The sequence below is a fragment of the Thermoanaerobacterium xylanolyticum LX-11 genome, from assembly GCF_000189775.2.
Taxonomy (GTDB): Bacteria; Bacillota; Thermoanaerobacteria; order Thermoanaerobacterales; family Thermoanaerobacteraceae; genus Thermoanaerobacterium; species Thermoanaerobacterium thermosulfurigenes.
The window spans coordinates 1443737-1457913 of the sequence record NC_015555.1 but is presented as its reverse complement, the minus strand read 5'-3'; the positions used below and the strand labels follow the sequence as shown (position 1 = coordinate 1457913).

Annotated in this window: 12 protein-coding genes and 2 rRNA genes; 13 read left to right on the top strand and 1 reads right to left on the bottom strand. The window is 36.0% G+C overall.

Features of this window, described 5'->3' with window-relative positions; all coding sequences use genetic code 11:
• The first annotated feature begins 26 nt into the window (after positions 1-26).
• From THEXY_RS07175 to thpR, 4 genes are all read left to right on the top strand, one after another.
• Positions 27-3098 (top strand): 23S ribosomal RNA (locus tag THEXY_RS07175).
• Positions 3099-3148: 50 nt separating this feature from the next.
• A 5S ribosomal RNA gene (gene rrf / locus THEXY_RS07170) occupies positions 3149-3257 on the top strand.
• A 98-nt stretch (positions 3258-3355) separates the two neighbouring features.
• The gene (locus THEXY_RS07165; RefSeq protein WP_013788176.1) at positions 3356-3919 is read left to right on the top strand and encodes a GNAT family N-acetyltransferase; all 564 of its coding nucleotides are present in this window, start codon (positions 3356-3358) and stop codon (positions 3917-3919) included.
• 10 nt (positions 3920-3929) lie between these two features.
• On the top strand, positions 3930-4484 hold the full coding sequence (gene thpR, locus THEXY_RS07160) for an RNA 2',3'-cyclic phosphodiesterase (RefSeq protein WP_013788175.1): 555 nt from the start codon (positions 3930-3932) through the stop codon (positions 4482-4484).
• Positions 4485-4492: 8 nt separating this feature from the next.
• On the opposite strand, the gene THEXY_RS07155 is transcribed toward thpR, so the two are convergent.
• Positions 4493-6211: an Rqc2 family fibronectin-binding protein gene (locus THEXY_RS07155; protein ID WP_013788174.1), complete on the bottom strand. Its 1719-nt coding sequence runs from the start codon at positions 6209-6211 to the stop codon at positions 4493-4495.
• Positions 6212-6376: 165 nt separating this feature from the next.
• Between THEXY_RS07155 and dapF the strand changes: the two genes are divergently transcribed.
• The 9 genes from dapF to fmt are packed head-to-tail and all read left to right on the top strand — an operon-like array spanning position 6377 to position 14134.
• On the top strand, positions 6377-7210 hold the full coding sequence (gene dapF, locus THEXY_RS07150; protein WP_013788173.1) for a diaminopimelate epimerase: 834 nt from the start codon (positions 6377-6379) through the stop codon (positions 7208-7210).
• 9 nt (positions 7211-7219) lie between these two features.
• Complete coding sequence (locus THEXY_RS07145) at positions 7220-8125, top strand: YicC/YloC family endoribonuclease (protein ID WP_013788172.1); 906 nt, start codon at positions 7220-7222, stop codon at positions 8123-8125.
• Between the two features lie 13 nt (positions 8126-8138).
• Complete coding sequence (gene remA, locus THEXY_RS07140; RefSeq protein WP_013788171.1) at positions 8139-8423, top strand: extracellular matrix/biofilm regulator RemA; 285 nt, start codon at positions 8139-8141, stop codon at positions 8421-8423.
• 8 nt (positions 8424-8431) lie between these two features.
• Entirely contained in the window at positions 8432-9049 is a 618-nt protein-coding gene (gmk, locus tag THEXY_RS07135; RefSeq protein WP_013788170.1) for a guanylate kinase, read from the top strand.
• A complete protein-coding gene (rpoZ, locus tag THEXY_RS07130; RefSeq protein ID WP_013788169.1) occupies positions 9050-9259 on the top strand; it encodes a DNA-directed RNA polymerase subunit omega in 210 nt (69 codons plus the stop codon). It begins immediately after the preceding gene.
• An 11-nt stretch (positions 9260-9270) separates the two neighbouring features.
• Positions 9271-10470: a bifunctional phosphopantothenoylcysteine decarboxylase/phosphopantothenate--cysteine ligase CoaBC gene (gene coaBC, locus THEXY_RS07125; protein WP_013788168.1), complete on the top strand. Its 1200-nt coding sequence runs from the start codon at positions 9271-9273 to the stop codon at positions 10468-10470.
• Positions 10471-10502: 32 nt separating this feature from the next.
• Entirely contained in the window at positions 10503-12698 is a 2196-nt protein-coding gene (gene priA, locus THEXY_RS07120) for a primosomal protein N' (protein ID WP_013788167.1), read from the top strand.
• A 16-nt stretch (positions 12699-12714) separates the two neighbouring features.
• Positions 12715-13191: a peptide deformylase gene (gene def / locus THEXY_RS07115; protein WP_013788166.1), complete on the top strand. Its 477-nt coding sequence runs from the start codon at positions 12715-12717 to the stop codon at positions 13189-13191.
• A 1-nt stretch (position 13192) separates the two neighbouring features.
• Positions 13193-14134 carry a methionyl-tRNA formyltransferase gene (fmt, locus tag THEXY_RS07110; protein ID WP_013788165.1) on the top strand — a complete coding sequence of 314 codons (942 nt, stop codon included), beginning with the start codon at positions 13193-13195 and terminating at the stop codon, positions 14132-14134.
• Positions 14135-14177: the final 43 nt, after the last annotated feature.

Below are 14177 nucleotides of genomic sequence, written 5' to 3'. Positions count from 1 at the left end.
AACGAAGAAAAAACGAGGAAACAATAGGTCAAGTTAGAAAGGGCGTATGGTGGATGCCCAGGCACTTAGAGCCGAAGAAGGACGCAGCAAGCGGCGAAACGCTCCGGGGAGTCGCAAGCAGACGCAGATCCGGAGATCTCCGAATGGGGAAACCCGCTTAAGGTAATACTTAAGCATCCCATGGTGAACACATAGCCATGAGGAAGGGACACCGCGTGAACTGAAACATCTAAGTAGCGCGAGGAAAAGAAAGAAAAAGTCGATTTCCTGAGTAGTGGCGAGCGAAAAGGAAAGAGCCCAAACCCGGCACTCAATTAGAATTGTTAAAAAAGCAAAAATAGAGAAATAGCAGTTCTAATTGAGTGCCGGGGGTTTAGGACCACAAGAAGGTATAAAAAAGCGAAGCCGAACAGACCTGGGAAGGCAGGCCAAAGAAGGTGAAAGCCCTGTAGGCGAAAGCTTCAAATACCGAGTGGGATCCAGAGTACCACAGGATAGGCAACCCGGTGGGAAGACGGGAGGACCATCTCCCAAGGCTAAATACTCCTAAGTGACCGATAGCGCATAGTACCGTGAGGGAAAGGTGAAAAGAACCCCGGGAGGGGAGTGAAAGAGAACCTGAAACCATATGTCCACAAGCAGTGGAAGTCCGGCACTCAACTGAACATGTTAGAGAGAAGAAAAAAGAACTAGCGTGTCCAGTTGAGAGCCGGACGACCACGTACTTTTTGTAGAACGGACCGGCGAGTTATAGATATGCAGCGAGGTTAAGCGAAAGCGGAGCCGAAGCGAAAGCGAGTCTTAAAAGGGCGAAAGTTGCATATCATAGACCCGAAACCGTGCGACCTACCCATGATCAGGGTGAAGCCGGAGTAAGATCTGGTGGAGGCCCGAACCACGTTGACGTTGAAAAGTCATGGGATGAATTGTGGGTAGCGGAGAAATTCCAATCGAGCTCGGAGATAGCTGGTTCTCCCCGAAATAGCTTTAGGGCTAGCCTCAGGGGGAAGGAAATATGGAGGTAGAGCACTGAATGGACTAGGGGCCAAAGAGGTTACCGAACCCTATCAAACTCCGAATGCCATATTGAGACCCTGGGAGTCAGACTACGAGTGATAAGATCCGTGGTCAAAAGGGAAAGAGCCCAGACCGACAGCTAAGGTCCCAAAGAGCATGTTAAGTGGAAAAGGAAGTAGGATTTCCAAGACAACCAGGATGTTGGCTTAGAAGCAGCCATACATTCAAAGAGTGCGTAATAGCTCACTGGTCGAGAAATCCCGCGCCGAAAATAAACGGGGCTAAAACATGCCACCGAAGCTACGGATTCTAAAGAAAGAATGGTAGGGGAGCGTACTGTACAGGACGAAGGACAAGCGAAAGCGAATCTGGACAGTACAGTAGAGAGAATGCCGGTATAAGTAACGAGAGTAAGGCGAGAAACCTTACCGTCGAAAGCCTAAGGATTCCTGGGGAAGGATAATCCGCCCAGGGTAAGTCGGGACCTAAGCCGAGGCGAAAGCGTAGGCGATGGAGAACCGGTAATAAATCCGGTACCACCGAAATCCGTCAAAAGAGAAGCAAGGACGCAGCGAGATAAGAAAAGCGTGCGGTTGGTAGAGCACGTCCAAGCAGCGACGAAAAGAGCTTTGAGTGAAGTACCAAAGCTCATAAGAGCTGTGAAGGGGAGCCGAAAGGCGAAGTTTCGAAGGGGCTGCCAAGAAAAGTTGCTATCGAGGATAAGGTGCCCGTACCATAAACCGACACAGGTAGGCGAGGAGAGAATCCAAAGACGAGCGGGAGAACCCTCATTAAGGAACTCGGCAAAAAGACTCCGTAACTTCGGGAGAAGGAGTGCCGAAAGGCCGCAGAGAAGAGGCCCAAGCGACTGTTTACCAAAAACACAGGTTTCTGCTAAGTCGAAAGACGAAGTATAGGAGCTGACGCCTGCCCGGTGCTGGAAGGTTAAGGGGAAGGGTCAGGAGGAAATCCAAAGCTCTGAACTTAAGCCCCAGTAAACGGCGGCCGTAACTATAACGGTCCTAAGGTAGCGAAATTCCTTGTCGGGTAAGTTCCGACCTGCACGAAAGGCGTAACGACTTGGGCGCTGTCTTGAAGGGGGACCCGGTGAAATTGTAGTACTCGTGAAGATGCGAGTTACCCGCGACAGGACAGAAAGACCCCATGGAGCTTTACTGCAGCTTGTCACTGAATTTTAGTAATATCTGTACAGAATAGGTGGGAGGCAGAGAAATATGGGCGCCAGCCTATATGGAGCCAACGTTGGGATACCACCCTGATATTACCGAAATTCTAACATAGGAGCCGTAAACCGGCATATGGACACTGACAGGCGGGCAGTTTGACTGGGGCGGTCGCCTCCTAAAAAGTAACGGAGGCGTCCAAAGGTTACCTCAGCGCGGAAGGAAATCGCGCGAAAGAGTGCAAAGGCAGAAGGTAGCCTAACTGCGAGAAAGACAATTCGAGCAGGGACGAAAGTCGGGCTTAGTGATCCGGCGGTAGAGAATGGGATTGCCGTCGCTCAACGGATAAAAGCTACCCTGGGGATAACAGGCTGATCTCCCCCAAGAGTCCACATCGACGGGGAGGTTTGGCACCTCGATGTCGGCTCATCGCATCCTGGGGCTGAAGTAGGTCCCAAGGGTTGGGCTGTTCGCCCATTAAAGCGGTACGCGAGCTGGGTTCAGAACGTCGTGAGACAGTTCGGTCCCTATCCGTCGCGGGCGCAGGAAATTTGAGAGGATCTGCCCTTAGTACGAGAGGACCGGGGTGGACAAACCGATGGTGTACCAGTTGCAAAGCCATTTGCACAGCTGGGTAGCCAAGTTTGGAAGGGATAAACGCTGAAAGCATCTAAGCGTGAAACCCACCTCAAGATAAGATTTCCCATCTGGCACTCAACTATACTTACTGAAGGGAAAAAGCACTATGTACAAATGTTAGGGAATAAAATAGATTACAGTAGGTAGAGTTGAGTGCCAGAGTAAGACACCTTGAAGAAGACGAGGTAGATAGGCCGGAGGTGTAAGAGTAGAAATACTTTCAGCTGACCGGTACTAATAAGTCGAGGACTTGACCTTTAGCATTGTGCAGTATTCAAAGTTCATTTAAGAAAAATGAACGAAAGATTTCCGGTGGCAATAGCGGAGGTTAAAAACCCGTTCCCATACCGAACACGGAAGTGAAGCCCTCCAGCGCCGATGGTACTGATTACTCGGGAGAGTAGGTCGCTGCCGGTAAAAATTTATAAAAGAGGTAGTCTGTTTTAAATAGACTATCTCTTTTTTGTTTTTTATGGTATAATAAGCGTTAAAATTATAAGAAAGGAAGTGAAAGAATGTTAAAAAGTAAAAATGTTGAACTTGTACCATTTGAGCCTAAATATATTAAGAAATTTGTAGAATTTCGCAATAGTGAAGACAGTAGAAATTTTTTGATGCCTGGTATACCATATCCTGTGACAGAAGGTTCAGTTTCAGAATGGCTTAGTAAAAAGGCTAATCATCATGAATCGGGTGAATTTGCAATTATTTATAATGAAACTAAAGAATATATAGGTAATATTTCATATGGCAATGTGGATTGGAAAAATAGGCATTGTGAAATTGCGATAATGATAGGTGAGGAGAAGTATAGAAACAGAGGTCTAGGTACAGAGGCATTAGTGACATTATTAGATTTTATATTTAATGAATTAAATTTGCATAGAGTGGAATTAAAAGTGTATGATTTTAATGAGAGAGCAATAAAATGTTATGAAAAATGTGGTTTTAAAAAAGAAGGATTGCTGCGAGAAGTTGTATATAAACATGGTCGATATATAAACGAATGGATAATGGGGATTATAAAAAGCGAATTTTTAGAGCATAATTTCCAGGGAAATAATAGAAATAATACATAATGGAGGAAATATGAGAGCGTTTTTAGCTATAAAATTAAGTGAGAATATTATAAATGAAATTAATAATTTACAAGAGGAGTTAAAGAAATATACAATAAAAGGAAGATGGACAAATAAAGATAACTTACATATAACTCTTAAGTTTTTTGGCGAAATAAATGAAGAGCAAGTTAGTAAAATCAGAGAGACAATAAATAATATTTCGTCGAATTTTAAGCCCTTTTACATTAGATTAAATAAAATTGGTTGTTTCGAAGGAAAAGATAATATAAGAGTACTATGGGTGGATGTTAAAAATGACAATAACCTTATATTATTACATGATGCCATCGAAACAGAATTATCTAAGGCAGGATTTAAAAAAGATGATAGAAAATTTAAAACGCATATCACTGTTGCAAGAGATATTATTTTGAAAAAGAGCATAGAAGAAATAAACAATCTATATAAATTAGATTCTGATTACTTTGTAGTATCAAATATATATCTTATGGAAAGCAAGCTGGAGAATAATAGAAGAGTTTATAAATCTATTTTTGATGTTCCATTAAAATCAAATAAGTAGGGGAAAGCCTACTTATTGTCAGGTGTTACATATAATGTTTTTTGATTAGTGTAGATTACGAAACCCGGTTTTGACCCAGCTGTTTTTTTGACGTACTTTCTTAATGTGTAATCAACTGGTACGTTTGATGAATTTTTTGCTTTACTATGTAATGCTGCCAGTTTTGCTGCTTCTAGAATAGTGCTATCAGGTATCTTAGTGCCTTTGCTTTTGATTATGACATGTGAGCCAGGAATATTCTTTGTGTGTAGCCACATGTCGTTTATATCTGCAAATTTCATTGTAAGGTAATCATTTTGTACATTATTTTTTCCAACATAGATATCAAAATTATCTGAAGATATATAGTGTAGAGGTTTTGATATACTTTTCTTTTGTTTTTTGTCTTTATTTTTCTTTTTTATGTATCCTGTATCTGCTAATTCTTCTCTTATTTCGTCGATTTCTGATGGCAATGTACACTGCTCAACATTTAAAAGTTGTCCTTCTAGATATTCTATTTCTTTTTTTGTTTCTTCTATTTGCTTTGTAAGAAATTCTACTGCATTTTTTAATTTAGCATATTTTTTAAAATACATTTGGGCATTTTCATTTGGTGTATATTTTATATCTAGTGGTATTGTTATTTCTTCACCAGTATAATAATTTATTGTTTTAAATGCATCTGTTTTTTTGTTAAGTTTATACAAATTACTTGTTATGAGCTCGCCATATAGTTTGTATATATCTGCATTTTCAGCATTTTTCAATTCATCTAATTGTTTTTCAAGCTTATTATATAATCTCTCTAGATGTGTTTGAATAAGCTTTTTCAAATCATGAGAACGAGATTTTAAACTTTCTGCATTCGCTTTTTCTCTATAAAACTTTAATGCGGCTTCATTAACACTTTTATAGAAAACTAAATTTTCATACTGTGTAAGCTCAATGATGGAAAATTCATAAGGATTATCGTCAACATAAGCGATACATGGTTTAAAATTTGAATTTTCTAAATGGCTTTTCAATAAATTTAAATTATAATTCAAATTCTCTATATCGTCTTCTGAAAGCTCATTTATGTATCTATCATCGACTTGACTTCTATATGCGATTTCCCTTGATAAAACGGGGCTAAATCCTTCAAAAAGTTCTAAAATGGCCTTATCAACTTTTTTGCCATTTTTCAATTTTAATTCTCTTGATAAATCTTCTTTTCTAAAATTTTGAATTGTAAATTTATCTTGCAATGGCGGCATCTCATATTTCACATCGGGGACTATTTCACGTATTTTGCTCATATCTTTGTATACTCGTTTAATGCTATCGATTATTATTCTACTCTCTTTATCTATTAATATAATATTGCTGTATCGCCCCATTATTTCTATCACTAATGTTTTTATGACCTCTTTTTCTAATTCATCACGACTTAAAACATCAATGAATAAAATTCTATCGAATCCCCTTTGGTATATATCTATAATTTTTCCACCTTGCAAATACTTTCGAAGTAACATGCAAAACATAGGAGGAGTAATTGGATTTTCTTTATTTTCATCTGTTAAATATACTCTTGGGAAGTTTGCATTTGCTGATAAAAGCAATTTATAATTTTTGCCGTTATTTCTGATAAAGATTATGATTTCGTCTTTTTCAGGTTGATATATCTTATCTATTTTTCCATCAAGCAATGTGCTTTTTAGTTCATTGACTATTCCATATAGTGTTATGCCATCCAAAGCCATGTTGAACATTCCTTTCTAAATGCAATTCTACTTAATAGTATATCACGGCATGAATTTATTACAAATAAAGCAGTGATGATATGATTGAGCAAATTATATAACCAGTTTTTTATAAATTTATGTTATAATATATATGCGTTATTTGTTGTAAGGAGTGAAAAAGTTATGAAGTTTACAAAGATGACTGGATTAGGTAATGATTTTATAGTCTTAGAAAATTTAGAAAACAAAGAGTTAGAGTATGACGTGTTAGCGAGAAAATTATGTGATAGACATTTTGGCATAGGTGGAGATGGTCTTTTGATAGTGGAGCCATCTGGAATAGCAGATATTAAGATGAGAATAATCAATTCGGATGGCAGTGAAGCAGAAATGTGTGGGAATGGAGCGCGCTGTTTTGCAAAATATGTCTATGAAAATGGTATAGTTTCAAAAGGAAAAATGTCAGTTGAGACATTGTCTGGCATTGTAATGCCAGAATTAATATTTGAAAATGATAATGTGGATAAAGTAAGAGTTTACATGGGCAATCCTATTTTTAGGCCTGATTTAATTCCAGTAAAAACAGATAAAAATCAATTTATAGAAGAAACGATAAAAATAGATGGAAGAGCTTATACTGTGACATCGTTACTAATTGGCGTACCGCATACTGTTATTTTTGTTGATTCTATTGACGAAAATATGATTGTGAATGTAGGACCGTTAATCGAAAAATTACATATATTTCCACGTGGAACAAATGTTGATTTTGTCAAAGTTGAAGATAAAAATAATATTACGGTGAGAACTTGGGAAAGAGGTGCAGGCTTGACTCTTGCTTGCGGTACGGGTGCTTGCGCTTCAGCTGTGGCTTCTGCATTAACAGATAGGACAAAGAGGGATGTTTATGTTCATTTTAAAAGAGGAGATTTGTATATTGAATGGACATCTGATAACAATATTTATTTAACAGGTAAAGCCGAAAAAGTTTTTACTGGTGATATAGATATTGTTTAGAAGGAAATAATGTTGATTATAATATTGATGGGTGATAAGATGATAAAAAGCATGACTGGTTTTGGCAGAGGTGAAGCAAACGAAAATGGCTTTCACGTTTTAACTGAAATAAAAAGTTTAAACCACCGGTTTTTGGATTTGTCGGTAAAACTTCCGAAAGTTTTAAGTGGGTTAGAGGATAGGATAAGGCTAAAAATTGGAGAAAGCATTAAAAGAGGTAGAGTAGAGATAAATATTTCTCTTGAGGCTTATGAAAAAAGTCTTGATTCTCTTGAGTTAAATTACGATCTTTTAAACCAATACATAAATATAATTCATGACTTGAAAAAAAGTGTTAATCTTACGGATGACATAAAATTGAGCGATATTCTATCAATACCGGGAATAATAGATGTGAAAAGCGTTAATGTAGACATAGACAACGTTTGGACTGTCGTAGAAAAAGCATTAGATATGAGCATTAAAAATTTAATTGACATGAGGGTTTTAGAAGGTATAAAATTAAAAGACGATATAATAAATAGATTGGACATGCTAAGTGGTATAATTGATAAGATAGAGGAAAGAGGGCCTGCCGTTATAAATGAGTATAAGAAAAAACTTGAAACCCGTATAAATGAGCTTATTGGTGGTGAACTTGATCAGAACAGGTTTTTAACTGAAGTGGCAGTAATGGCTGATAAGACGAGCATTTCAGAAGAGATAACAAGGCTTAGAAGTCATATAAGCCAATTTAGGTTTTCGCTGGATAGTTCTATGCCTGTAGGAAAGAAATTAGATTTCTTGACGCAGGAGATGAACAGAGAAGCAAATACAATTGGTTCAAAGTCAACAGATCTTATCATAATAAATGGAGTCATAGAATTGAAAGATCAGATTGAAAAAATAAGGGAGCAAGTACAAAATATAGAGTAGGAGGATAATTATTATGGCCATCAAACTAATAAACATAGGATTTGGCAATATTATTTCGGCAAACAGATTAGTAGCCATTGTTAGTCCTGAGTCTGCTCCTATAAAAAGAATTATACAAGAGGCGCGGGACAGAGGTATGCTTATTGATGCTACATATGGTAGAAGAACTAGAGCTGTTATAATAACAGACAGTGACCACATAATATTATCAGCAGTTCAACCAGAGACTGTTGCAAATAGACTTAATTCAAAAGACATAATTGACGAGGAAATTATTGAAGAAGAATCTGAAGATTAAGGGGAATGATGTTATTGTACAATAAGGGTTTATTGATTGTAATATCTGGTCCGTCAGGTGCTGGAAAAGGAACGGTTTGCAAAGCACTTTTAAAGAAAGATGAAAATCTTAAATTAAGCATATCAATGACTACGAGAAAACCTCGCAATGGAGAAGTTGACGGCGAAAATTATTTTTTCACTACAGTTGAAAAGTTTAAAACTCTTATAGAAAGTAACATGCTTTTGGAATGGGCAAAGGTGTATGATAATTATTATGGTACACCGAAAGAATTTGTACAAAAAAATATCGATGAAGGTCATGATGTAATTTTAGAAATTGACATTCAAGGTGCTTTAAAAGTTAAGGACAAATATCCAGAGGGTGTATTTGTGTTTATTTTGCCACCGTCTATGGAAGAGCTTAAGAATAGAATAAAAAAGAGAGGAACAGAAACTGAAGAGGAGATTTTAAAGAGGTTTAAAAGTGCTTATGAAGAAATAAATTTCGTCTCCAGATATAATTATGTGGTGATAAATGATGATGTTGATTTAGCTGTTGATAAAATCCTTGCGATTATAAAAGCTGAAAAATGTAGAGTTGATAGAAATAAGGGATTATATCTTGAAATAAAGGAGAGATGCTAAATGATTTTATATCCATCGATAGTAGACTTAATGAATAAAATTGACAGTAAATACACTTTGTGTGCTTTGGTTTCAAAGCGTGCAAGACAGATAATAAGCGGTGAACCGAGTCTTGTAGAGACTGATTCAAAAAAACCTGTGACAATTGCTACTGAAGAAATAAATGAAGGACTTATAACATTTGAAAGGCAAAAATTTGGTTTGAAGTAGAAGGTGTTTTAATGTCTTATAAGAAAAATGTGGTCATTGGTGTTACTGGAGGTATCGCTGCATATAAATCAGCAGATTTGGTTTCAAGGCTTGTTAAAAATAATATAAATGTTGATGTGATAATGACAGAGTCTGCCACAAAATTTATTTCACCATTGACGTTTGAATCACTAACACACAATAAAGTGATCGTTGATATGTTTGAAAGCCCCAAGTTTTGGGAAATAGAACATATAGCATTGGCAGAAAAGGCAGACGTGTTTGCTATCGTTCCTGCTACGGCAAATATCATAGGTAAAATAGCCAATGGTATAGCGGATGATATGCTTACAACCACTATAATGGCTACTAATGCGAAAGTTGTTATTGCCCCTGCAATGAATACAAATATGTATCAAAACATGTTATTCCAAGAAAATTTAAATAAGCTTAAGTCTATTGGATATTTTATAATAGAGCCTGAAGATGGAAGATTAGCCTGTGGTACATTTGGCAAAGGCAAACTAGCAAAAATTGATGATATCGAGAAAAAAATATTGGAATTATTAAGGATGGAAAAAAATGATTATGATGGTATTACCATTTTAGTTACTGCAGGACCTACAGTTGAACCAGTTGATCCAGTAAGGTATATTACAAATCGTTCTTCTGGGAAAATGGGTTTTGAAATTGCAAAGGCTGCAAAATCTAGAGGAGCTAATGTTATATTGATTTCAGGTCCTACAAATATAGATGATCCAATCGATATTGAAATTATACACGTAAATACTGCTCTTGAGATGTACAATGAAGTTATGAAATTTAAAGGTAAAGTTGATATTTTTATTGGAGCTGCCGCTGTTGCTGATTATCGGCCGGAGATATATGAAACTAACAAAATAAAGAAAAATGACGATGATCTTGTATTGAAGTTAGTCAGAAATCCAGATATTTTATATGAGTTTGGAAAAGAAAAAGGCAATACTTTTTTAGTCGGTTTTGCCGCAGAAACTGAAAATCTGATAGAAAGTGCCAAAGATAAGATTATAAAGAAAAATTTGGATTTGATTGTAGCTAATGATGTTTTAAGAGAAGGGGCTGGATTTTCAGGTGATACAAACATAGTTAGCATAATAGACAAGAATATGAGCGTAAAAGAGTATCCTTTAATGAGCAAAACCGATGTAGCCCACGTAATACTTGATGAGATAAAAAATCTTTTTATTAGATAGCCTAAAAGCGGCTTTTTTTTATGGGGGTATTTATGTTTGCTGATGTTGTTTTAAGTGAGTATTCACGAAATATCGATAGGATTTTAACTTATATTGTGCCAGATGGTATAAACGACATAAAGATAGGTACTAAAGTTTTAGTGCCTGTAAATAGAAGTAAAGTAGAAGGTTACGTTATAAATTTATCAGAAAAAACAGATGTACCAATAGATAAGGTAAAGCCGATAGTTGATGTTGTGAATGATATTACATTGTTTGATGACAAATTGTTAGACTTAGCCCTTTGGATGAAAGACTACTATAAATGCAATATTTCTGAAAGCTTGCAGTGCATTATTCCATCAGGGACAAAAAGCGGCATAAAAAAGGTAAAGACAGTTAGGCTTAATAATGGCTTTGTTGATGATTGTAAAATTACTCCAAAACAACTTGAGATTATAAATTATTTAAAGAAAAACGATTTGGTTGCGTTATCAGATCTAGTAAAAGACTTAAATGTAAGTTATTCAACTGTAAACAGTTTGTTTAAAAAAGGGATTGTATCAGTAGATTATAAGGAGATAAATAGGTTTAAAGCGACAGATTGTAATAGAACCAAAAAGCATATTCCCACTAAAGAACAGGAGCAAGTTATAAGCGAAGTAAAAAAAATCATTGGAAAAAATATTTTTGAGAAGTATCTTTTGTTTGGCGTTACTGGAAGTGGAAAGACAGAAGTTTATCTTCAACTTATTGAGAAATGCATCGAATTAGGGAAAGAAGCGATTGTCCTGGTGCCAGAGATATCTTTAACGCCTCAGACTATCGAAAGATTTGTTTCAAGGTTTGGCAATTTAGTTGCTGTTTTGCATAGTGGATTATCAGATGGAGAAAGATTTGACGAATGGAGAAAAATTGTAAATGGCGATGTAAAAATTGTCGTTGGTGTTAGAAACGCAGTATTTGCACCATTTTCTAATTTAGGGTTAATAATAATAGATGAAGAACATGAAACCACTTATAAACAATCTGATTTTAAACCAAAGTACAATGTAAAAGAAGTTGCGGAAAAAAGATGCGAGATAGAGAAAGCTATTTTGCTGCTGGGGTCTGCAACACCTCAGGTAGAAACGTACTATAAAGCTCTCAATAAAGAGTATAGACTTTTAAGATTAAACAATAGAATAAGGGTTAATTTACCTGAAGTCGAAATTGTCAATATGAGTCGGGAATTGGCAGACGGCAATAATTCGATATTTAGTAGAAAACTTTATTATGAAATTAAAAAAAATTTGATTAAAGGTGAACAGACTATTTTGTTTTTAAACAGAAGGGGATTTTCTTCATTTGTAGTGTGCAGGGATTGCGGGTATGTTCCTGAGTGCCCGAATTGTGATATATCACTTACATATCATGCAGATGATGGAAAGCTAAAGTGCCATTATTGCGGATACAACATCAATACAGTTCGTACGTGTCCTAAATGCGGAAGTAAGCGAATTAGATATTTAGGCATTGGAACGGAGCGCGTAGAAAAGGAAGTTAAGCGATTATTTCCTAAAAGTAGAGTTTTAAGAATGGATATTGATACTACTAAAACAAAAGGAGCTCATGAAAAAATTTTTAATGAATTTAGAAGCGGAAATGCAGACATATTGATAGGTACGCAAATGATATCAAAGGGTTTTGACATACCAAATGTAACGTTGGTAGGAGTTATTTTGGCAGATATAACGCTGAATATACCTGATTTTAGGTCGGGTGAAAGGACTTTTCAGCTTTTAACACAGGTAGCTGGAAGGGCTGGCAGAGGAGAAAAGCCGGGAAGAGTAATAATTCAGACATATGAAGATGATAACTATAGCATAATAGCTGCAAAAAATCAAGATTATGAGGCTTTTTTCAATGAAGAAATACATTATAGAGAAACATACATGTATCCTCCTTTTACACATTTATTAAATATATTGATATCAGGGCCAGAGAAAAATAATGTGATATCTAGTGCCGCATTGGTACATAATTTGATTATTAAAACTATTAACAAAAATGAAATAAAGAGTTATAATAAAGTATTAGGTCCGTCATCTGCTCCTATCGAAAGGATAAAAAACAATTATAGGTGGCAGATTATTGTAAAATCAGTTAAAAGAAGTGTTTTGGAAGATATATGTGATGCTTTAAATAACCATAATTTTATGAAAGGCATCAAACTATCGTATGATTTGGACCCGCTTAATTTAATCTAATTTAAGGAGGATTTATATGGCATTAAGGTATATTAGGAAAATTGGAGATCCTATACTGTATAAAAAGGCAAAATACGTTGATAAAATAGATGATCATGTTATTATGATTTTGGATGACATGGCTGAAACTATGTATAATGCTGATGGCGTCGGACTTGCTGCAAACCAGATTGGTATCTTAAGAAGACTGGTGGTAGTGGATGTTGGAGATGGTTTGATAGAATTGATAAATCCAGAAATAATATTAGAAGAAGGCGAACAAATAGGAAAAGAAGGATGTCTAAGCGTTCCTAACGTGACAGGAGAAGTCAAACGGCCTAAAAAGGTGAGAGTAAGGTATCAAGACAGAACTGGAGAATATAAAGAACTTGAAGGAGAAGACTTTTTAGCCAGAGCGTTGTCACATGAAATTGATCATTTGAATGGAATATTGTTTGTAAATAAAGCGATTAGAATAATAAATGACGAGGAAGAAAAAATGGAGGCGGAGTGATTTGAACATTGTGTTTATGGGTACACCTGAATTTGCTGTACCTTCACTAAAAAAATTGGTTGAATTTGGCCACAACGTGATGTTAGCTATAACACAACCAGATAAACCTAAAGGCAGAGGCAAAAAGTTATCTTTTCCACCCGTAAAAGAATTTGCTATAAAACATGGCATAGAAGTCTATCAGCCTCTTAAATTAAAGAATAATGAAGAAGTATTTGAAAAAATAAGGAGATTAAAGCCTGAATTAATAGTTGTAGCTGCATATGGTAAAATTCTTCCAGAAGAAATTTTAAAAATCCCAAAATTTGGGTGTGTAAATGTTCATGCATCTTTGCTTCCAAAATACAGAGGAGCTGCACCCATAAATTGGGCTGTGATAAACGGTGAAAAAGAGACAGGCATTACTATAATGTATATGGAAAAAGGATTAGACACTGGTGACATTTTATTGCAAAAGTCAATACCAATATTAGAAGAAGATAATGCTGAGACGATACATGATAAATTAGCGATATTAGGCGGAGATGTTTTAATAGATGCTATAAACATGATGTGCAATGGTACTTTAATGAGTTTAAAACAAGATGATAGCAAAGCGACGTATGCTCCAATGCTTGAAAAATCGATGGGGCTTATAAATTGGGAAAAAGATGCCATAGAAATAAGAAATCTCATTAGAGGATTAAGGCCATGGCCTGGTGCGTATACGTACTATAATGGCAGCATGTTAAAAATTTGGTCTGCCGATGTATACCATTATTCTGGTGATGAAAAACCTGGTACAATTATCGAATCAGATGATACTTTGATAATAAAATGTGGTAAAGAAGCGTTGAAAGTAATAGAAATTCAAGGTGAAGGCACGAGAAAGATGAATGTTGAAGACTATTTAAGGGGACACTTAATAAAAAAGGGTGAGCAATTAGAGGGGATAACAATTTGAATGGGGAAAAGCGTGTTTTTTTAGGATTATTGAGCATATTAAT

Excerpts from the sequence above, each read along its gene's own strand:
- THEXY_RS07165 (WP_013788176.1), top strand. The coding sequence starts at position 3,356 with ATGTTAAAAAGTAAAAATGTTGAACTTGTACCATTTGAGCCTAAATAT.
- thpR (WP_013788175.1), top strand. The coding sequence starts at position 3,930 with ATGAGAGCGTTTTTAGCTATAAAATTAAGTGAGAATATTATAAATGAA.
- THEXY_RS07155 (WP_013788174.1), bottom strand. The coding sequence starts at position 6,211 with ATGGCTTTGGATGGCATAACACTATATGGAATAGTCAATGAACTAAAA.
- dapF (WP_013788173.1), top strand. The coding sequence starts at position 6,377 with ATGAAGTTTACAAAGATGACTGGATTAGGTAATGATTTTATAGTCTTA.
- THEXY_RS07145 (WP_013788172.1), top strand. The coding sequence starts at position 7,220 with ATGTTGATTATAATATTGATGGGTGATAAGATGATAAAAAGCATGACT.
- remA (WP_013788171.1), top strand. The coding sequence starts at position 8,139 with ATGGCCATCAAACTAATAAACATAGGATTTGGCAATATTATTTCGGCA.
- gmk (WP_013788170.1), top strand. The coding sequence starts at position 8,432 with ATGTTATTGTACAATAAGGGTTTATTGATTGTAATATCTGGTCCGTCA.
- rpoZ (WP_013788169.1), top strand. The coding sequence starts at position 9,050 with ATGATTTTATATCCATCGATAGTAGACTTAATGAATAAAATTGACAGT.
- coaBC (WP_013788168.1), top strand. The coding sequence starts at position 9,271 with ATGTCTTATAAGAAAAATGTGGTCATTGGTGTTACTGGAGGTATCGCT.
- priA (WP_013788167.1), top strand. The coding sequence starts at position 10,503 with ATGTTTGCTGATGTTGTTTTAAGTGAGTATTCACGAAATATCGATAGG.
- def (WP_013788166.1), top strand. The coding sequence starts at position 12,715 with ATGGCATTAAGGTATATTAGGAAAATTGGAGATCCTATACTGTATAAA.